The organism is Thalassobacillus hwangdonensis, assembly GCF_042675915.1.
Classification (GTDB): Bacteria; Bacillota; Bacilli; order Bacillales; family Halobacillaceae; genus Thalassobacillus_A; species Thalassobacillus_A hwangdonensis.
In genome coordinates, this window is sequence record NZ_JBHTKL010000002.1 from 155592 (window position 1) to 175575 (window position 19984).

Genomic DNA, 19984 nt, shown 5'->3' on the forward strand with positions numbered 1-19984 from the left:
TCCCTAAAGGACTTTTAGGGAGGAATTGCACATGAAATATAAACGCCTGAGAAAGCAGTTGAAAGAAAGAAAGCAGGAGATCGAACATGAATTGAATCAGAACGATGGTTACGGGTTCAACCGTGGCTTTGCCAGTGATACGTCGTCCGGGGAGCTATCCCAATACGACAATCACCCAGCCGATTCTGGAACAGAACTGTATGAAAGAGAAAAAGACCTGGCACTTCGAGGCCATTTGAAGGAAGAACTTTCGGATATTGAATATTCATTGAAACAGATGGATGCGGGAACGTACGGCATCTGTGAAGTGACCGGTGATGAAATTCCGATGAGTCGACTGAAGGCTTTACCGACAGCCCGTACGATAAAAGAAGCATCTCCGAATCAGCAGCGCTCCGAAGACCGTCCGATCGAAGAGTACGTGTTGCATGACTTGGAAGAAAATTATGCGACTAATAGTGAAGAGACGGAATACAATGAGCAGAATGCATATGATCAAGTAGCATCTTTTAACGAAAGCAGCATGACCTACGATGCTTCCTCCAACATCGATAATCAGGATGGAATGGGTTATGCAGAGGAATACGAAGGCTTCGTATCAACAGATATAGAGGGCTACACCGGCGATGCCAACGTCCAATTTCAACGCAACGTCCAATATGATCAGTACATGCACGAACAGGAAAACATCGACGAAGAAGAGCAGCAATAACCGCTGCTCTTTTTCCTTTTTAATGAGGATGCTTGGGTTGGTTGGAAAATGACTCGCTTTCCTGCGGGGATGACGGCAAGCCTCCTCGAGCTATCGCTCTGTGGGGTCTTGCCAGTCAATCCATTCCCGCGGGAGTCTCGCCATTTTCCAACCAACCCACTTAAAAATAATTAAAAAGCATCGTTATTTGCTGGACCTTCTTTTGTCTAGGGGTACAGAGGGAGATCTTGAATAAGGTTCGTGTCCTCTTATCAATCGGACGAACTGTGAGACTCCCGCGGGAGAAGGATCTAGGCGAGATCCCACAGGGCTTGTAGCCCGAGGAAGCTCGCCAGGTCCCCCGCAGGAAAGCGAGCAGTTTCCCTCGCCCCCCTGACTCTTTTTTAGGGACGAACCAAGAACATCATCTAGCGAATTTCTGCAATAGAGGAAATTGCGTGGAAAAGATAGAAATAGTATGGAAGGTCATGTCGAAAGGGGTTGTATATGGACGTAAAAGCACTACTGCAAAAGCTATGGGAGAGCCCGATCGAAGAATTGACATACATAAACAAAGGCTTCTCACCAGATGAAAAGTACCGCCTCCAACTAGCTGATGGCGAACGTTACTTCATTAAACTATGCTCCAAAGAATACGCAACACGAAAACAAGAAGAATTCACCCATATGAAAAACTTCAAAGCGATGGGAGTGCCAGTACCAGAACCGATCTTCTTCTATACGTTCGATGAAGCTCCGTACTGTGTTCAATGCTTTGAATACATCGACGGTAAAGACGGCGAAGATGCATTACCTGAAATGACAGAAGAACAGCAGTACAACGTCGGTGTGCAAGCGGGAAGGGCGCTGCGCAAAATAAACACGGTCCCTTTGGAACATGCCTCCGAGACATGGGAATCCTACCGGATGAATAAATATGATAATTACATGCTTGCCGTTAAGGATTTGAAAGATGTCCGTCTCGACTTGAAAAGCGTCGATGCATTTGTACAACAACATAAACATTTACTTAAGAATAGACCTCTCGTCTTCAACCATGATGATTTCCATCCCTGCAATCTGATGGTCTCTTCTCAAGGCCTAGAAGCGGTCATCGACTTTGATCGATTCGACTGGGAAGATCCGTATCACGAGTTTTATAAGATGGCATTATTCTCAAGGAATATAAGCGTACCTTTTTGCGTGGGGCAGGTGCATGGATACTTTGATGATGAAGTACCTGAAGATTTCTGGGATTACTATGCGTTGTACGCAGCTATGACCTTCGCTGCTGATATCGTTTGGTCAACAAGGTTTTCACAGGACCAAATTGAACATTCCTACACGCGCTTGTCGAGAATATTGGAAGATCACGATCATTTTAAACGCTGTATGCCAAAATGGTATGCCGAATATGACGCAGGTGAAATGTGATGACTGAATGGAAACCAAGCCGCTTTACAAATGCTCAGCGGTATGATGCCGCTTACGCTATCTTGGAAAAATTGAAAGATACATACGGAGAAGAGTTGCTTGCAGTGGCAGTGGAAGGGTCTACAGCGAAGCGGCTGGATCATGCTTATTCCGATTTGGAACTGCAGGTGGTGCTGGACCGGAAATCTTATCACAGGTGGCATGCCTTTTTTTATCAAGGGTTGTTCACAGGCATCAGTTATAACTCATTGGAGCGTGTGCGTGAGGATGCTGCTACGATCGACTACGAGTGGCCGGTGAGCGGAGATGGGTTTTCCGAGTCGGAAGTACTTTACGATCCAGGTTTTCTATACCATGAGCTTCGCAGGATAAACAAACATGCTGTTTCGGAAGCGGATTTTATGGCATTGATTTATGAAGCGCTGATGGACTTGTATGAACATGTGTACAAGATTTTCACGTTGAGATCAGATGAGACGATTGCACTCCATCAGGAAATAGCCTCAATCGGCTATTGGGCGGCGATAACTGTCGGCCTTGCGAATCGACATCAATTCCCATCTGCGAAACGAATGGTGATCGAAAGCACGCAGCTGGCAGATACCCCGCAGGATTACGGTCAGTTAATCGGGGAGCTGTATGAAGGGGATGCGACTCAAGCTACAGAAAAGCTGTGGCGTGCGTTCACGAAGTGGGCGGAACAGAAAGAGATAACTGTAAAAGATGATGCATTGCACTCAATCTAGGAGGTAGTTTTATGGAAGAAAAAACATTCTATCCTTTTCCTGAATTGGAGACCGAACGGTTGATGCTGAGGGAAGTGTGTCCAGATGATGCGGAAAGTATGTTCGAAACATTCGGCAACAAGGAAGCGATGGAGTATTACGGTATGCATGTTCATGAAACGGTCGAAGATACGAATCAGCTAATCGAACGGATGCAGACAAATCTTGAAGCGGGCAAATCGATTCGATGGGCAATTGTCGATAAAAAGTCGGGAAAGTGCATCGGAACATGCGGATTTCACCGTCTTGATGAACATAAAAAACGGGGGGAAGTAGGCTATGAAATTAACCCTTCGCTTTGGAGAAAAGGCTATATGAAGGAAGCGTTACACGCCATAATTTATTATGGATTCGAAGGCTTCGGGTTTCATCGTATCGAAGGAATTGTCCTTGGCAACAATGAGCCATCCAAACAGCTATTGCGGAAACTGAACTTCACACATGAAGGGTCATTGACGGACCGCTATTATTTCCGTGACCGGTTTTGGGATGAGCATTACTTTGGCTTGATCAATCCGAATGGAGGGGTAAAATGAAGGTTTTGATTCTTGGTGGCACGGTATTCGTAGGTAGGCATATTGTAGAGCAAGCGCTTGAAAGAGGACACGAAGTAACCTTATTCAATCGAGGGAAGACGAACAATGACCTATTTCCTGAAGTGGAGAAACTTATCGGAGACAGGGATGATAAACTGAAAAGTCTTGAAGGACGTCAGTGGGATGTCGTCATTGATACCACTGGCTATGTGCCGCGTATCGTTGAACAATCTGCAAAGCTGCTGAAAGACCATGTAAAGAAGTATGTGTTCGTTTCTACCATCTCTGTCTACAAGGATTATAAGGAGAAATATTTAAGTGAAGACTACCCTAAAGGGGAGTGGGATGCGACTACTGAAGAGGTAACCGGGGGAACCTATGGTCCGATGAAGTTCGAATGTGAACGCCGTCTTCAGGAAATCCTTTCACCGGGCCAGCTTACCGTTGTGCGTCCAGGTTTGATTGTCGGACCAAATGATCCAACCGACCGCTTCTCCTATTGGGTCGATCGCTACAATCGAGGTGGAGAAATACTTGTGCCGGACTTACAGGACCAGCCGATTCAGGTCATTGATGTGCGAGATTTAGCTTCATGGATGATCGCTCTTGCAGAATCTGGAGAGACTGGGACGTACAATGCCACCGGATATGACGAAAGTCCGTCATGGAACGATTTTCTGGAATCGCTTAAGAAAGCTTCCTCTTCCAATGTTACAGAAGTCAAAGTAGACCCGGAGAAATTGCTGAAGACAGATGTAAGACCGTTTGTAGATATCCCTTTATGGATTCCGAAAAGTGAGCAGTCTCCGCATGGCTATTTCCTTGTCGATAATCAAAGTGCACGAAAAAAAGGGCTTAAGTTCCGTCCATTGCTGGAAACGATCGAAGACACGAAAGCTTGGCTGGAAGAGACGGGCAGAGAAATGACAAAAGCAGGCTTGGATGCAGACCAGGAGAGGGAATTACTGAGAACGCTCAGATAGTTCCAAATTGTTCTAGTTTATGAACGGCAAAGAAAGGCAAGATGGAAGGGGATAGGCAAAAAGGAAAGAGAGGAAACAACATGAAACCAGCTTCAAATTCCACAAGAATGTGGGTATCGATGAAAGACAGCTTCTGGTTTTTACCAGCGGTGTACGGAGTGATTTCCGTTCTGGCTGTAGTTCTGGTCACAATCGTTGACTTCTTACTGCTGCCAGTCATTCAGAATGTCGTCCCTGACATCGTGCTCACAAACCAGGATATTGCAAAATCATTATACAGCGCACTGATTACAGCAATTCTTACGATGACGACCATCAGTTTTTCAACAATCATGGTCGTTTTGACCACCTACACGACCCAGTTTTCACCAAGGACGCTGCAGGATTTCATGAAAAACCGGATGACCCAGCACGTGTTGGGAGTCTATTCCTTCAGTTTCATCTTTGCATTACTCAATCTGCTGCTGTTGACTGAAGATAAAAAACGGTTGATGGTAAGTCCGTTTTTCACTGTGGTCGTTTCTATCGTCTGTCTGGCCTTTTTCATCTTGTTTATCCATCACTCTTCCAGGTTCGTTCAAGTAAATAATCTGATTGGTCAAATAAGATATAGAACAACGAAAATCATTAGAGGAACTTTCTCTAAGCGGGACTTTCAAGAAAAGACGGAGTGGGATGAAGAGGAAATCACCGCATTGAAGCGTGAGGATCCTCAGGTCATCCTGGCCAATGAGACGGGGTATATCCAGCAGCTTCAATTGAAGAATCTCATTCAATGGGCGAAAGAAGAAGGAGCAGTTCTTGAAGCGGAATTTGACATCGGTGATTATATTCAGGAAGGAATGCCGATCTTCAAGTGCTGGTGCAGCAGAGAGATGGAAGCAGAAGAGAAATGTCAGGAATATCTTCTGATCGGTAACGAACGAGTCGATAACCAGGACATTGAGTTCTCGATTCAAAAGCTGGTCGAAATCTCTGTCAAAGCTATCTCTCCTAGCATCAATGATCCCCATACCGCTATCAACTGTATCAACCGAATAGGTTTCCTGCTGTCGGAGTTAGGAAGGCACTATGTTCCGAACCGTTATTATGCTTGTGATGACGATCAGTTAAGACTGATCATGGAGCCAAAGCCTTTCAGGGAATACCTGTACAAGAGCTTTTACCAAATCCGTATTTACGGAAGTGATGACATTTCCGTAATGAATGGGGTACTAGAGGCTTTGTATAAAGTTGCTACAGTCAATGGTGAGGATGTCAAAGAAGATGTATGGAGTTTCAGCGATTACATGAGGGAAGCATTTCATGTAGACCCTAATAGCCTCGACTACATCTACTTCAAGAAACAAGTAGAAAAACTAGCCGCAGCATGTAATAAAACAGTTTCAATGTAATGATTAGATATAAAATATGCTATAGAAAAGTGAAAGGACCAAACCATATCAGATGGTTTGGTCCTCTCATTTTTTTAGCTTCTATCAATAAAATCATTCCGTCAGACGGTATTTTTTGTTCATGAGCTTGGAAGTGACCACCATCAGCACCCCTGCAACTAGAAACAGGACGCCTCCTGCTTCAATCACAAAACCCATTTGCGGAATGATGCGGGGAGCAGAAACAAACACGAGCATTCCGAGAGATCCTACAAGAGCAGGCACTCCATAGCTGATCCATTTATTCATTTCTTTGAACGTCGTGTACTGGATCCATTTCAACAGGAAAACGACGACAAGAGCCATTCCGAGACTATAAACAAGTACGGTGATCAAAGAGCTGACTACATAAAACTCCTGATCAATATCGATGAAAAAGCTTCCGATCGTTTCAATCGTTCCTTTTGCAATCGCCATCCACCCAAGGCCGATAAATCCTAAGTACAGCAGGAAGATCCCTAAGCTCTTTCCTGTTTCTTTGGGTAGCTGTTTAAGCATTTCTTTACAGTAGGCTTTCGGATCATCCCCGAATACATCCTCTGCCGAACGCCCTTCCTCCTGCGCCTCAAGTAGGTGATCGAGCAATTCCATCAACAGTTCTTCCACCTGCTGTTCTGATTTCATGATGTCGGTACGGATATAGAGCATCATGTTCGAGTAGTACTCCTCATTTTCTTCAGTCAGCAGCTTCCTTTTCTTATTGTTCTCATGGATCAAGTCCTTCGCATTCATCACACGTTCCCCCTGTCGATCAATTTATCTACCGGCTTTTTGATGCTGCTCCATTCTTTCTGGAATATCTCATAAGCGTCATAACCTGCGTCTGTCATGGTGTAATATTTACGTTTTGGACCGTTGGGGGAAACTTTCATCTCTCCTTGAATCAGTCCTTCTTTTTGCAGTCGTAACAGAATAGGATAGATCGAGCCTTCACTGACATCGTTCAGTCCATACTGCTGCAGGCGGATGGACAACTCATACCCATATACTGTTTCCGAATGGATGATGGCAAGGATGCAGCCCTCGAGAATCCCTTTCAATAATTGACTTCTTAGTGACATGAGATAACTCCTCACTATTTTGTAATACAAGATACCAAGTCTTTATAAAGCTAACTTGTTTAACAAGATAGCTAAAGTCATATTAACTGATTTTTACATTTTTGACAATAGCCTTTTATCATTATTCGAAAAGCGAATGTTTTGGTAAAATAGTAGACATGATTCAAATTGGCTTAAAAAGGAGAAAACCGGAATGTTTGAGTGGAAAAATATTTACCGCGGCATGCTGATGGGGGCAAGTGACGTCGTACCAGGTGTCAGTGGTGGAACCATCGCGGTCGTATTGGGGATCTATGATCAGCTGATCGAATCGATCAACGGATTTTTCAGCCGGGAGTGGAAGAAACATCTGAAGTTCCTGCTTCCGTTAGGGTTAGGGATTGTCACTTCGATTGTTCTCCTGAGCAGGGTGATCAATTGGCTGTTTGAAAATTATCCAGGACCGACGAAGTTCTTTTTCCTCGGATTGATCATTGGCGTGTTGCCGTACTTAGCGCATAAAGGGGACATGAAGCATAAGTTCCGAATGAAACACTATGTGCTGTTATTAATTGGTGCAGTTATTGTCGCTTCGATGGTGTTTTTCCAAGCAGGTGAGACAGAACCGATGACCGACTTTACATTAAGTACGTATCTGTTGTTGTTTGCTGCAGGATTCATTGCCAGCAGTGCGATGATTCTACCGGGTATCAGTGGCTCGTTCATCCTCTTGATCATCGGGGTGTACACAACGGTTACACATGGGATTGAGGAGTTCAAATTCGACGTCATTGCAGTGGTTGGTATCGGGATCATTTTAGGAATCATCCTGATGAGTAAGGTCGTCCGTTTCTTTTTGGAAAATTACACGACGGGCACATTTGCCGTCATCATCGGTCTCGTTGTCGGATCTGTATTTGTCATCTTTCCAGGTTGGCCGGATAGTGTCGGATTGATGATTGCGGGGATTCTCTGCTTCGCAGGTGGCTTGTTGGCAGCTTATCTATTAGGAAGAGTGGAATATAAGCAATCGTAAGAAAAGACAAAAACGCTCGAAGCTATTATCATAGATGAAGGAATCATCACGAAAGGGGATTGGACAAAATGGAATCCATTAAAACGTACGAAACATTCAATGAAATAATTGCAGGAGAGAAACCAGTGATCGTCAAATTCCATGCAGACTGGTGCCCGGACTGCCGTCGGATGGATATGTTTATCGGAGAAATCCTGGAGGAATATAAAGACTACGCTTGGTTCGATATCAACCGCGACGAGCTTCCCGATGTGGCAGACCGTTACGAGGTGATGGGCATCCCAAGTATTCTCGTTTTCCAAAAAGGTGAAAAAATTGCGCACTTGCACAGTGCCTATGCAAAAACACCAGAAGAAGTGCAGGAATTCCTGCAGAAAAGTCTTTAAGATACATTGAAATGATTGGATGTCTCATATGATCTAGGTCGCTCCTTATAGAGGCGACCATTTGAGGCATCTTTTTTAATAACTATTTTCTTTCTGAATGATAGTTAAAAAATGAATACAGTTTCGATAAACGATTACACGTATTGGGTAATGTGGGGAGGGAATTCATAAGACTCCTGCGGAAAAACGGACGAGGCGAGACCCCGCAGCGTAGCGAGGAGGCTTGATCGTTCGTCCGCGGAAAGCGAGTGAATTCCTGGACCATATTCGATCATGAATAATATCGTTTATCAATGCTGAATCGAAAGGAAGGGTGGATATGGGATCAAGAGTGATCTTAGTAGGTGGAGGACATGCGCACTTGAAAGCGGTCCAATCCATTATGGAAGAACGGCCCGCACACATCGAAGTGCTTTTGATTTCCCCGTCTTCCTATCAATATTACTCCGGGATGTTTTCTGGATATACAGAAGGCATTTATACGAAAGAGCAGATCCGCATCGATTTGAAGCAGCTCTGTGCACGTGCTGGCATACGCTTCATCGAAAAGACCGCCGTATTATTGAAAACGGCTGAGAAGAAACTGGTATGTGCGGATGGTTCTGTCTATCCTTTTGATGTGATCAGCTTCGATATCGGCTCTAAGAATGTACCTCAGGAACTGACGCAGGATGCTGTCCATTCAATCAAGCCGAACTACACGTTCATTGACCATATTGATTCATTGCGTGAGAGCCGTTTTCCGTTGATAGTAGGAGGGGGCGCGGCAGGGACGGAGCTTGCTTTATCCATTCGGGCATATAAGCGGAGGAATAACCTTGAAGGTACCGTTAGATTGATCAGTAGTGAGGATGTGCTTTCATCTGAACCGAAGCTTACTTCCCTGAAATTGAAGCGGCTACTGAAAAAAAGCGGTGTACAGGTGTGGGACCATGAACGGGCTGTTGAGGTCCATGAAGATCACGTCAGGACAGACCGGAATAATAAAGTCCGCCATACTGGAGTGCTTTGGCTTGGTGGTCCGGTAGCTCCGCCCATTTTCGAAAAGTCAGCATTACCTTTGGATGAACATGGGTTTGTATCCGTAGAAGGGACCTTGCAGGTGGAAGGGTATCCGTATATATTTGCCGCAGGAGATTGTGCCACGCTCAAAGACCACCGGGATCTTCCTAAGAACGGGGTTTACGCGGTAAGACAGGGTCCTGTACTCTGGGGAAACATCCGGAAATACATCAATAAACAGGATGACCTCGAAACATTTGAACCACAAGCGCGCTACCTCTATATCCTTTCTACAGGGTTCCAGGAAGGGTTCCTCGTTTATGGTGCGTTCAGCATGCATGGCAAACAAGCGTGGAAAATCAAGAATAAAATCGACCAGGCATTCATGGATGAATTCAAATTTTAAGTGTATAGGAAAGGAGAGGATTGCTCTATTTGTCAGAGCGGTCCTCTCCTTTTTCATCTAAGCCTAGCAGTTTCTTAACCTGTTTTCGAAAGATGAACGTAACAAGCAGCATGGCAATAAACAATCCAATGGCCGACATGATCATTGTCCGGTTTCCGGTAGCCAGACTTGAACCAAGGAAGCTGTAGACGAAAGTGCCGGGAATCATCCCGATTACGGTAGCGGGGATGAATGCACGGAAATTGACTCTTGTCACACCGGCAGAATAACTGAGGATGTCAAATCCAATGACGGGAATCAATCTTAAAATCAGGACATAGAAGAATCCACGCTCCTTCATCCGCTCGTAAATCGTTTCGGACCATTTGAATTCCCCGAACTTCACTACAGAATCTCCGAAAAATCTACCCATCACGTAGCCTGTGATGGCAGCACCGGTAGCACCTACGATGATATAAGGCATTCCCGGCCAGATTCCATACGCATAGGCAGCACCAAGCGACAGGATGGAGGTGGGAAAGACGACAATTGGCCCGATTGTATACAGAAACATGAATACAAGTGGACCCCAGATGCCGAAGGATAGAATATAGCTTCTGATTTGTTCGGCGGACACATCGAATTGGCTTCTTGCATACCAGGCTATGCCGATGAATACCGTCAGAAACAAGAGGGACCGTAGAATCACTTTAAGCTTCATTTCGTGCACCTGCTTTTTCTCCGAATAAACGAACAGCAGACTGTGGAAAAGTGACGGTTACACGCTGGTGCTCGCCCACGCTTTCAGTAACTGGGAGTGTTATGAGACGATCGAGGGTTGTCAGATACACGCTGGCAAACCGGATATTGTTCTGGATGGTAATGTAACGCACTTCCCCTTTGTACATCTGATCTTTCTGCTCGTTGTCACTTTCATCATGAAGCAGCCTGCAGGATTGAAGGGGCACATACTGCTTATTGTCCAAAATCAGCTGACCTCCGATGAACTCCGCGACAAACTCATCAGCTGGTTCATGATATAAAGCTTCCGGATGATCCAGCTGATGGAACTTCCCATCATTGAAAATTCCCATGCGATCGCCCATCATCATCGCTTCTTCATGGTCGTGCGTAACGAAGATGCTCGTCATACCTTGCTGCTTCAAAAAATCCTTCATCCATATCCGCAGGCCCTTTCTGAGCTTAGGATCCAGACTGCTGAAAGGTTCATCCAGCAGTAAAAGGTCAGGCTCCACCGCCAAAGCTCTGGCAAGGGCAACCCGCTGCTGTTCCCCACCGGAAAGCTGATAAGGGTATTTATCGCCATACCCTTCAAGGTCAATTGCCTTTAACAATTCCTCAGCCCTTGATCGGGTCTTTTTCAGTTTCGTTCCGTAATTGATATTTTCAGCTACCGTCATATGAGGGAACATAAGCGGCTGTTGAAAAACATAGCCGACAGGACGGCGGTGCACTTTTTCCGTATCTACTCGCTTAGTATTGATGGCGATTTCCCCGGAAGTAAGCATGTCCAACCCTGCGATACAGCGGAGAAGGGTCGTTTTTCCGCTTCCGGAAGGACCGACAATGCTGAGAATTTCGCCTTCTCCAATGGAAAAGTCCAACTCGGAGAAAATCACATCCTGGTCAAATTTTTTCGTTATCTTGCTGGCCTCAAAGAATGATTGTGTCATCAGGCTATTTCCTCCAACGGATGGTTTGATAAGGTAAGAGTTTCATTAGTGCTTCCAAGCATGCATAGAGAAGAAACGGCAGCAGCGCGAACCATAAAGAGAACGCTGCAAGCAGTGAGCCGTTGGCAGTATCTAAATACGGAAAGAACACCATCGCAAGCGTGATGACCTGACCGCCGCCAATGATTGAGGTGATTGCATACTGGCTCAAACTGATTACCATAGTCAGGAAAATCACACTTCGAATCGGCGGTTTCAACATTGGCAATTCGATGGTCAGCCAGGAACGAAAGCTGGTTGCACCTAGCATGGATGCCTGTTCAATCAGCTTTTCTCCCATTTGCTGGTAAGCATTTGTGAAAATTTTGATGCTGTAAGGGATGGTCGGCACAAGGTGGATCAGCATTACGCCAATCCAGGTATCCGCGAGTCCGAGGCGAATCATCATCAGATGTAGTCCCATGGCGATCGCCAGCACTGGAAGAAGGACAGGTGCCAAGAACAATGCTTCCAGAAGTGCTTTCCCTTTAAAATTGGAGAAAGCCATCGCTTTACCAGTCAGCATTCCGATTGCGAGGTTGATTAGAATGATCCAAAGACTGATGAAAACAGACCAGAAGGTGGCGCTGATCCAGCGCTCATCCTGGAATAGAATGTCCCAGCTATCTAAGCGAAAGTCGAGCGGGACAGGTTCCCCGAAGCGCCAGACTGGTGTAAAGCTTTGAAATACCAGTGCAAATATAGGGAAAATAAAGAAACATATAATGATCAACCAAAAAATCGGGCGTTGAAATTTCGAAGGCATAGGCTAGTTTCCTTTCATCGAATGGAAGCGGGATCGAATGGTAATGCGATAACTGAGCCATGCAAGGAACCCGATCATGGCGCTGATCACTATCATGGCAGCAAATGCCATCGGTCGTTCTTCCCAGCCACCTCCATAGAACCACTGATAGCTCAACACACTGATCATCTCAGGAAATGTGGTACCAAGTAGATATGGTACTTCATAAGCAGTAAGTGTGAATGCGAAAATGATGATTCCGGTCTCAATGAAAGCCGGAAAGATCGCTCTCCATTCCACCGTTTTGAATACATGCCAATTCCCGCCGCCAAGCGTCGCGACAAGGTCCTTATAGGAGGAAGGGATGCTTGCGTAAACTGGATAGAGCATCAGGATGACAAACGGGACTTCCTTCCATACATAAGTGAGAATGATTCCGACTCCGGCATCATCCCTCGTCCAGATTGGAAAGTCTGTGGGAGCTTGGATCATTCCCAATTCAAATGCAGCCTTTGCCAGCCAGCCGGTTTCAGATAATAGCAGAATGACGATATATCCCCAGACAAAGTGAGGGAAAAGCATCGGCAGCCAAACCGAAAGTCTGCTTCTGTAATTGTCGAGATATTTATGGAACGCTTTTGTAAGCAACAGCCCTAATAACAGCGAAAGAATCGTAGCAATCAAAGCTGTACGAATGCTGAAGCCGAGAGATGAAAGAAAACGGGAAGATTCGAATAGACTACCATAATGTTCAATCGTCCAGCCTTCAAGGCTGAAAAAACTCTCTTTTACTGCCGCTAACATTCCATAGAAAGGGAGGATGAGAAAGATCATCCCCGGAATCAACAGCCATAGCGTTCTACTTTTCAACAATTTCACGGAACCATTGCTCCTTCAAATACGGTACATAGTCGGATGATGTCTCGGGCAGGAAGCTTTCCTCCAGTCGTTCAGAGGACAATACACTTTCTCCGCGATCGATGTTTTCAAGTTCCTCCCGCTGCTGATCATTCAGTTTATCAATACTGAGTGGAGTGTTTTCTCCCCAATATTCCGGCTTCAATTTCGCGGTCTGTGCTTCAGGAGAGAGGAAGAAGTTTATTGCTGCCATTGCTCCAGCCTTATTTGGACTATTGAATGGGATCGCTAGGAAATGGGTGTTACCGATCGATCCAGGTTCCATAACGAAAGCTTCCGTCGTTTCCGGAAAAATTCCTTGTTCAATCAATGATTCCGCTCTTGCCTCATTGTACCCCATCGTCATCCAAACCTCGCCCTGGCTATACAGTCGGTCAAGCTCTGTCAATGAATTCGGGTAATGCTCGCCTTTCCTCCATAAATCAGGGGCGATCTCCTTTAAGTAACTCCATGTTTCCTGAAACGCATCGGTGTCTTTGGTATCTTCCAATGGCTGATCATAAATATCTGCTGGTTGTTCTGCATTCGCATAAAGAATGTGACGAAGAAAAGCATTTCCGGTGAAATCATCCGGGTTCGGATACGTGAATTCACCTGGATTTTCTTTTATCCATTGCTTCAATTCATTGAAAGAAGCTGGAGGGGTATCCATTTTGGCTGAATCATAATGAAAAACAAATTGCACCTTGCCCCACGGCGCTTCCATTCCTTCAACGTATGTTCCGAAATCGGTCGTCAACGCGGGCGAATCGGTATCATAGTAATCATTGAAATTAGGCAGGCGCTCCACAAAGGGACCTGCCAGCAATCCATTTTCTTTTGCATTTTTGAAGTTTTCACCATTGATCCAAATGATATCGATGGTCCCTTCCTGTTTATCTGCGCGCTTCTCTGTAACGAGTTTTTGTAGTATCTCTTCTGTGTTCATCGGGACCCGCTCAAGCTCGATGTTGTATTGAGCCTCCAATTCAGGGACCGCCCATTCATCGATGTACTGGTTGATTCCCTCATCACCGCCCCACATATACAGGTACACTTTCGTGTTTTCAGCAGAAGAAACCGTTTCTTCCCAACTCTGATTTTTCCAGTCTTCGTTGGAAGAATCTGAAGCTCCTCCACATGCGGATAATAGGAGTGCAAATGAGCTTATAACGAGTGTAAGTATAGACTTTTTCATAAAGGTCCCCCTGGATTGATGCTACATGAAATTTTAATGTTTGTTGTAATCTATCATACAAATATCCAGCATGGATTGAAAATTATAAGGTTCTGTAATGTGTCAGTTGAAGTATTGATAGGTTGCCACTATGTTAGCTTCAATGGTAAGCTGTCCTTTTTCGATGGGGGTAGGCGAGGATTCAGCCGCAAGCACCATCGACGACTTGGCGAAGGGAATAGGCTGCTCCGCAGCGGTCGACTCTATTATTCTAATCGGTACCGCATTCAAGTTGACTTGGAGTGATTGGGCAATCGTCTGCGCTTTCGATACTGCCTGCTGGAGTGCCTGCTGGAGTGCAGCATTATAGTAGGCATCGATGTCCTGGATAGAAAAAGTCACATCCCTGACGAGGTTCGCACCATTCGAGGTAGCTGTATCAATGACAGCTCCAATCATTGATAGGTCATCAAGGGTAAGAGTGAGGATATTATTTACCTGGTAGCCGGTAAACACTTGCTCACCTTCTTTGTAGTCATAATCGGGAAAAATCCGATACTCGGAAGTCTGGATTTGTTCAGGTGCTACACCTAACCTTGTCAGCGCGTCAATGATGGCCTGGATTACTTGATTGTTCTTCTCTTGGGCCTGCTTTAGACTCATATCCTTATTTTGAAATCCAAGCGTGACGGTCGCCTGATCAGGCTCTCCTTTTACAATTCCTCTCCCCGACACCTTCATTGTCCAACTTGTGGTTGGCTCCGTGTTCCTGTAATACGGATGCATATACATCATCCACCACCTCCTGTATATCCTATGAGAGGAGAAAGCCGCACATGTGCTTACCATGTCAGATGAACGGGTATCGAATGGATAGATAAAATTGAAGGAGAGAGTTGAAGATGAAGCCATTGGGTGAACAGTTTGCAAAGCCGGAAGGATGGATCGGGAAGGGAGTAGGCTGGTTCATGAATTTTGAAAATAAAGAATTGAACCGCTGGACGACTTCGTTTTTGGATATCCAGCCTGAAGATCATATATTGGAAATCGGATTCGGACCGGGGAGAGGGATCAAGCATGTATTGAATACGTACCATCCGTGTGTTTTTTATGGTATCGATCCATCGGAACCGATGGTGGAAGCCGCCTTAAAGAGGTTGAAGTCTCACCGTGATGGACAAGTTTGTCTGATGCAGGGAGAGGCGAAGGAACTTCTGCACTTCAACTCAAAGCTTGATAAAGTGTACGCTGTGAACAACATTACCTATTGGGAGGAACCGATTCGGATTTTGGAGCATATCCGCAGCATGATGAGTGAAGGGGGAAGAATCGCCATCACCCTTTGCCCTCATGAAGAAGGGGCGGATGATGATACGACCGAAGTGCTTGGCGGTCAAATCCAATCCTTCCTTATGAAAGCGGGTTTCCAGCACGTTGAAATCTTTAAAAAACACACGGACCCGAATGATACATGCTGTGTAGTCGGCATCAATCAATAAAGTCTTTTCGAATAGCTTTCATTAAGTGAAGAAACGACAGATGCTTCGTCGACATTCGGAAGCTTTACATGAGCAGCGATCATTTTCGCTGGAACTGGAAGCTCACTTTTTTCCTGCCAGGATTCAGGCTTCCATAGATGGGAGCGGATAAATGCTTTTGCACAATGTATATAGCATTCCTTCACTGTGATTTTTATCGCTAATTTCGGAAGCTTCCCGTTCGCTTCCATCTTTTCGAGGATGGACGGATCGGTAGTGAGTGCGGCACTTCCGTTGATGCGCAACGTTTCATTCAATCCAGGAATCATGCAAAGCATGCCGATATGCGGGTTGTCCAGGATGTTATGAAGCGAATCCATCCGCTTATTCCCAGGTCGTTCAGGTATGTAAAGGGTGTTCTCGTCTTGGACGTAGATGAATCCCGGCGCATCGCCACGCGGGGAGCTGTCGCAATCTCCATTTGAATTGGAAGTGGAAAGGACGACGAATGGGGTAGCAGCAAGGTACGCTTCGCAAAGGGGATCGAGCCCCTTGATGACTTTATTCGCTGCTAGTTTACCAGGTTCGCCCTGCAGTGCAGTCAGTGCCTCATGAGACGTGATTTGATAGGTGTCAGACATGTGTATAACCTCCGTGACTGGTGATAGTTTCCATTGTCCATCAGCCGTGGGTGGAGGTCAAGCATCTTTGATGGTATGCCTTTCCAATATGCGGATCATATCTTACAATCAACTTAGATAGGAGTTGATGGGATTGAAAAAATTGAAAAAGGAAGAAAAAGAACAATTGATTAGCGACATCAAGTATTACTTCGAGATGGAAAGAGGAGAGGAGCTGGGAGATTTGGCCGCTGACCAGATGCTGGATTTTTTCTATAAGGCACTGGCGCCCCATTTGTATAACCAGGGAATCGCAGATGCGCGGAAGATGGTTGAGGAGAAGGTAATCAATCTGGACGAGGATATCCGGTCGCTCGAGCAGCCGATTGGCCGTAGCGGATATAGATAAAGAAAAGGAGGATGCCTTTGGTTTTGGGCGTCCTCCTTTTTTGTGAGCGAAAATCTGGATTTGTGAGCGAAATCTGAGAAATATGGGCGAAAAAGCAGATTTATGAGCGAAAACCCATACTTTATGAGCGAACCCGCAAAATTAGGATAAGTGTACGCCACCAAATTCAGCCCGAATGCCTTTTCTACCATCAAGCGACAGCGAACCATTTTCCAATTGCCACTTAATCTTGCCACTCTCGCTTTGTTGCGTGCCAAGCGGATAATAAAGCTGAAACAGGTCCGCAGCTTTCTCAAGGCTCTCCACGCCCATGTTCACATGGGTGGATTCCAGGTCATTCAAGTCGCCCGGCTGGTTGTCCCCATCCCATTCGATTAAGAAAGGAAGCAGCGTTTCCACGGTTGGACCTTCAGGGAACAGCATCCGCCACTTCAGCATCGTACCATCAGCTTTTTTTCTGCTGCCTGGGAATGGGCCTGAGTAGGCAACTCTTTTAGTCTCCCACTCTCTCAAAATCGCGTCCATATCATTCGTTCTCAATGCAAAATGAATCGGCCGGCCGTCACGCTCATCAATCGATCGCGCCAGATGTTGAATCAATGGGTTGTCCGAAGTAAAAGCTTTCTCGTAATCTTCGATGCCGATCCATTCAATGTAGCTGTTGTTACGGAAATGGCTTAAATAGTTATAGGTGCCCCATGGTTCATGGTGGCCACCTTTTGCGCCTTTCCACTGATGCTTTTCTTTCGCTTCTTCAAATGTCTTTTCAGGGTTCTTGGATGCGATGACGAGGTGATCGAATGCTAACATTTCCATCCATCCTTTCAGGGCTTCAAATTGAATGCTTCAGCAATCAGTTCATATGACTTCAACCGAGCTTCAAACGGATGTACGATTGTGTTGACGATGATTTCATCCACACCATATCCTTCTGCCAATGCTTCGAGTTCCATTTTCACCTTAGAAGGTGATCCTACCACCATCCGGTGACGGTTCTCCCGGATGCGTTCTTTTTCGAAAAGAGAATAAGGATAGCTTCGGGCCTCTTCCGGTGTAGGGAAGCCATTCCTGCTCGCACCCTGCTCGATCTTGAGAATGGCAAGATCCAGGCTGGAAGCTAAATATTCCGCTTCTTCGTCTGTTTCCGCACAGATCGTGAATACAGATACATTTCCCTTTGGCGTCTTTTGTTGAATCGAACCTTCAAAGTGATCAAAATACCGCTGCATCGCTCTCGTTCCACCATATCCATTGATGAAGTGAGCGAATGAGTAAGCCGTGCCAAAATCTGCTGCTAACCTTGCGCTGGTACCACTGGATCCGAGCATCCAGATTGGTGGGGCCGTTTCGCCGGTTGGAGTGGCATACACATCCATGGTGTGGGGATCATGGCCGTGAAGGTATTCCATCAATTCCTTCACTTGGCGCGGATATGCCTCAACATTCGGGTGGGAGCCCTCGTTCAGTGCCAAATTGACGTTCGGCATCCCGCCGGGTGCTCTGCCTATCCCCAAATCGATTCTTCCTGGGTGAAGTGTTTCGAGTACGCGGAAAGCTTCCGCTACTTTATATGAACTATAGTGAGGGAGAAGGATTCCTCCCGTTCCTACGCGTATAGTATCGGTATGTGCAGCTAGATGTGCCACCAGAATTTCAGGCGCGGATCCTGCCAGACTCTTCGTGCTGTGGTGTTCAGAAACCCAAAAACGATGGAATCCGAGTTTGTCTGTCCATTTCGCCAGTTCGGTCGTCTGCTGCAATGCCTCGTATGGTGTCATACCGCTTAAAATTGGAGATTGATCCAATACACTAACTTTCATCGTGGTCCTCCTTACTGTTTCCCGTTCATCCTCCCACTTTCAGGAAATGTTTGCAACGATTATGCATAGAAAATCCTTCACGAAAGCATTCGTGAAGGATTGCATTTACCTTCCTAAAAGTCCTAGCAGAAGGTGGTTTTTTATAACGACTTTATTCGAATCCAGCAATTTTTCCAGTAGGAGGTCATCCTGCTGAATCGGGGTGATGAAGACAGTACCGTCCCTGAATTCATCCCTTGGGTAGTCTGCCAGCCATTCTCCAACAGTAAGCCCATTTTGAACTTCGACGATGCCGTCAATTTCCAAGCCTGTTTCAATGGCGCGGTACTCCATTTCACCAGTATCTGTCATCACCCAGGCGAAAAGGTTGTCTTCTGTCAGCAAAACATCGTCGAACGCAGCTGTCGCATTTTCCGCTTTGTCTGTAATGACATCGAGGTCAGCATGATAACCCGGCAGGATCTTGTCTTCCTCACCTGAAGTCGCCACAGTGAACGGATAGTGACTTGCTTGGTTTACGCTCGCCTGATCAGGGAAATCCCGGATGGAATCCAATGCCCCTGTAAACGTTTGGTCGATGTCGTCCACTGTGTACTCGACTTCCATATCCGGTTCTACTTCTTTTCTTTCTGCTTCGGAAAATTCTCCTTCTATATGAAGGGTAGTCGTTTTCATTGTTATTAGAGGTGAAGAAAGGTCTTGAGAAACCTCTGTCACAACACCTGAGTAGGGACTTTCCACAGTGATGAGCTGACCTTCTTCTTCCAATGTCGTCAACTGTGTTTCCACCATCTCGAGCATTGCTTCTTTTTGAGCAAGCTCCATCTCTTTCTCAGCAATTTGTTCCTGCTGGGAAAATTCCGTTTCAACATAAGATGGAGGGTCATTTTGTTCTTCGTCCTCGTCATCGAAATTAAGAATTGGACTAGGAATCCTGAAGCGCTCGATTTCAGTAAGATAGGATTGGATAGCGGTGATCTCGCTTTCATACCGTTCTGCCTGAGCCTCTAAATCAGCTACTTCCTTTTCATAGTTGGTCACTTCATAGGTGTAGAGAGGATCTCCTTCATTTACAGTGGCACCTTCCTCAACAAGAAACTGTTGGAAGGCGCCGATGTCATCATCGAAGTAGACGACATTGGATTCTGTTGACGCAAAAACGCCATTTGTATGTAATCGTTCGTACAGATCAAAGGTAAAGGCTTCTGTCCATTCCTTGACATAGGAATTGCGGTCGACCTTAGAATCCTGATCGAAGAAGATCAGCAGTCCGTTCATCGTTACAAAAACAATGACAGCCACACCTATGATTCTTTGGATATACTTTTTCTTCCTCTTCTTCATCCCAATCCCCCTTTCTTATGACTAGTGTTAATTAAGTTACGGATTTAGTT

General features: G+C 45.6%; 23 protein-coding genes. 11 read left to right on the forward strand and 12 right to left on the reverse strand.

Going from position 1 to position 19984, the window contains the following annotated elements:
* Positions 1-31: 31 nt before the first annotated feature.
* The 6 genes from ACFQ2J_RS08720 to ACFQ2J_RS08745 all read left to right on the forward strand — a co-directional run bounded on the left by ACFQ2J_RS08720 (position 32) and on the right by ACFQ2J_RS08745 (position 5823).
* On the forward strand, positions 32-712 hold the full coding sequence (locus ACFQ2J_RS08720; protein WP_386058849.1) for a TraR/DksA C4-type zinc finger protein: 681 nt from the start codon (positions 32-34) through the stop codon (positions 710-712).
* 486 nt (positions 713-1198) lie between these two features.
* Positions 1199-2125 carry an aminoglycoside phosphotransferase family protein gene (locus ACFQ2J_RS08725; protein WP_386058852.1) on the forward strand — a complete coding sequence of 309 codons (927 nt, stop codon included), beginning with the start codon at positions 1199-1201 and terminating at the stop codon, positions 2123-2125.
* A complete protein-coding gene (locus ACFQ2J_RS08730) occupies positions 2125-2871 on the forward strand; it encodes a kanamycin nucleotidyltransferase C-terminal domain-containing protein (RefSeq protein ID WP_386058855.1) in 747 nt (248 codons plus the stop codon). The genes ACFQ2J_RS08725 and ACFQ2J_RS08730 overlap by 1 nt, the downstream gene beginning before the upstream one ends.
* Positions 2872-2882: 11 nt before the next feature.
* Complete coding sequence (locus ACFQ2J_RS08735; protein ID WP_386058858.1) at positions 2883-3446, forward strand: GNAT family N-acetyltransferase; 564 nt, start codon at positions 2883-2885, stop codon at positions 3444-3446.
* Positions 3443-4429: an SDR family oxidoreductase gene (locus ACFQ2J_RS08740; protein ID WP_386058861.1), complete on the forward strand. Its 987-nt coding sequence runs from the start codon at positions 3443-3445 to the stop codon at positions 4427-4429. Before ACFQ2J_RS08735 ends, ACFQ2J_RS08740 begins: the two co-directional genes overlap by 4 nt.
* 80 nt (positions 4430-4509) lie before the next feature.
* Positions 4510-5823: a DUF2254 domain-containing protein gene (locus tag ACFQ2J_RS08745; RefSeq protein WP_386058864.1), complete on the forward strand. Its 1314-nt coding sequence runs from the start codon at positions 4510-4512 to the stop codon at positions 5821-5823.
* A 93-nt stretch (positions 5824-5916) separates the two neighbouring features.
* On the opposite strand, the gene ACFQ2J_RS08750 is transcribed toward ACFQ2J_RS08745, so the two are convergent.
* Both ACFQ2J_RS08750 and ACFQ2J_RS08755 read right to left on the reverse strand, forming a co-directional pair.
* Positions 5917-6594, reverse strand: coding sequence for a DUF1129 family protein (locus ACFQ2J_RS08750; protein ID WP_386058867.1), 678 nt, complete (start codon positions 6592-6594; stop codon positions 5917-5919).
* Positions 6594-6923 (reverse strand): PadR family transcriptional regulator, encoded by a 330-nt coding sequence (locus tag ACFQ2J_RS08755; protein ID WP_386058870.1) that lies wholly within the window; start codon positions 6921-6923, stop codon positions 6594-6596. The genes ACFQ2J_RS08750 and ACFQ2J_RS08755 overlap by 1 nt, the downstream gene beginning before the upstream one ends.
* Positions 6924-7116: 193 nt before the next feature.
* Here ACFQ2J_RS08755 and ACFQ2J_RS08760 point away from each other — a divergent pair, with 193 nt between their 5' ends.
* The 3 genes from ACFQ2J_RS08760 (at position 7117) to ACFQ2J_RS08770 (ending at position 9732) form a co-directional block, all read left to right on the forward strand.
* Positions 7117-7938, forward strand: coding sequence for a DUF368 domain-containing protein (locus tag ACFQ2J_RS08760; protein WP_386058872.1), 822 nt, complete (start codon positions 7117-7119; stop codon positions 7936-7938).
* A gap of 68 nt (positions 7939-8006) precedes the next feature.
* Complete coding sequence (locus tag ACFQ2J_RS08765) at positions 8007-8324, forward strand: thioredoxin family protein (RefSeq protein ID WP_386058874.1); 318 nt, start codon at positions 8007-8009, stop codon at positions 8322-8324.
* A gap of 319 nt (positions 8325-8643) precedes the next feature.
* On the forward strand, positions 8644-9732 hold the full coding sequence (locus ACFQ2J_RS08770; protein ID WP_386058877.1) for an FAD-dependent oxidoreductase: 1089 nt from the start codon (positions 8644-8646) through the stop codon (positions 9730-9732).
* 25 nt (positions 9733-9757) lie between these two features.
* Here ACFQ2J_RS08770 and ACFQ2J_RS08775 read toward each other — a convergent pair whose 3' ends face one another.
* The 6 genes from ACFQ2J_RS08775 to ACFQ2J_RS08800 form a co-directional block, all read right to left on the reverse strand.
* On the reverse strand, positions 9758-10432 hold the full coding sequence (locus ACFQ2J_RS08775; protein WP_386058880.1) for a TVP38/TMEM64 family protein: 675 nt from the start codon (positions 10430-10432) through the stop codon (positions 9758-9760).
* Entirely contained in the window at positions 10422-11405 is a 984-nt protein-coding gene (gene ccmA, locus ACFQ2J_RS08780; protein ID WP_386058882.1) for a heme ABC exporter ATP-binding protein CcmA, read from the reverse strand. The genes ACFQ2J_RS08775 and ccmA overlap by 11 nt, the downstream gene beginning before the upstream one ends.
* A 4-nt stretch (positions 11406-11409) precedes the next feature.
* Positions 11410-12210 carry an ABC transporter permease gene (locus ACFQ2J_RS08785; RefSeq protein ID WP_386058885.1) on the reverse strand — a complete coding sequence of 267 codons (801 nt, stop codon included), beginning with the start codon at positions 12208-12210 and terminating at the stop codon, positions 11410-11412.
* A 3-nt stretch (positions 12211-12213) separates the two neighbouring features.
* On the reverse strand, positions 12214-13068 hold the full coding sequence (locus tag ACFQ2J_RS08790; RefSeq protein ID WP_386058887.1) for an ABC transporter permease: 855 nt from the start codon (positions 13066-13068) through the stop codon (positions 12214-12216).
* Positions 13049-14284, reverse strand: coding sequence for an ABC transporter substrate-binding protein (locus tag ACFQ2J_RS08795; RefSeq protein WP_386058890.1), 1236 nt, complete (start codon positions 14282-14284; stop codon positions 13049-13051). Before ACFQ2J_RS08795 ends, ACFQ2J_RS08790 begins: the two co-directional genes overlap by 20 nt.
* A 102-nt stretch (positions 14285-14386) precedes the next feature.
* The gene (locus ACFQ2J_RS08800; RefSeq protein ID WP_386058893.1) at positions 14387-15058 is read right to left on the reverse strand and encodes an SIMPL domain-containing protein; all 672 of its coding nucleotides are present in this window, start codon (positions 15056-15058) and stop codon (positions 14387-14389) included.
* Positions 15059-15165: 107 nt separating this feature from the next.
* Between ACFQ2J_RS08800 and ACFQ2J_RS08805 the strand changes: the two genes are divergently transcribed.
* On the forward strand, positions 15166-15762 hold the full coding sequence (locus tag ACFQ2J_RS08805; RefSeq protein WP_386058896.1) for a class I SAM-dependent methyltransferase: 597 nt from the start codon (positions 15166-15168) through the stop codon (positions 15760-15762).
* Here the strand turns inward: ACFQ2J_RS08805 and ACFQ2J_RS08810 are convergent.
* Positions 15756-16382: a pyridoxamine 5'-phosphate oxidase family protein gene (locus tag ACFQ2J_RS08810; protein WP_386058899.1), complete on the reverse strand. Its 627-nt coding sequence runs from the start codon at positions 16380-16382 to the stop codon at positions 15756-15758. The two genes, ACFQ2J_RS08805 and ACFQ2J_RS08810, sit on opposite strands and share 7 nt — an antisense overlap.
* 127 nt (positions 16383-16509) lie before the next feature.
* Here ACFQ2J_RS08810 and ACFQ2J_RS08815 point away from each other — a divergent pair, with 127 nt between their 5' ends.
* Complete coding sequence (locus ACFQ2J_RS08815; protein WP_386058902.1) at positions 16510-16770, forward strand: DUF2164 domain-containing protein; 261 nt, start codon at positions 16510-16512, stop codon at positions 16768-16770.
* A gap of 141 nt (positions 16771-16911) precedes the next feature.
* Here the strand turns inward: ACFQ2J_RS08815 and ACFQ2J_RS08820 are convergent, their stop codons facing one another.
* From ACFQ2J_RS08820 to ACFQ2J_RS08830, 3 genes are all read right to left on the reverse strand, one after another.
* Positions 16912-17580, reverse strand: a complete 669-nt coding sequence (locus ACFQ2J_RS08820; RefSeq protein ID WP_386058905.1) for a VOC family protein — start codon at positions 17578-17580, stop codon at positions 16912-16914.
* A gap of 14 nt (positions 17581-17594) precedes the next feature.
* Positions 17595-18590 (reverse strand): LLM class flavin-dependent oxidoreductase, encoded by a 996-nt coding sequence (locus tag ACFQ2J_RS08825; RefSeq protein ID WP_386058908.1) that lies wholly within the window; start codon positions 18588-18590, stop codon positions 17595-17597.
* 105 nt (positions 18591-18695) lie between these two features.
* Positions 18696-19934 carry an efflux RND transporter periplasmic adaptor subunit gene (locus tag ACFQ2J_RS08830; RefSeq protein WP_386058911.1) on the reverse strand — a complete coding sequence of 413 codons (1239 nt, stop codon included), beginning with the start codon at positions 19932-19934 and terminating at the stop codon, positions 18696-18698.
* Between the last annotated feature and the right edge of the window lie 50 nt (positions 19935-19984).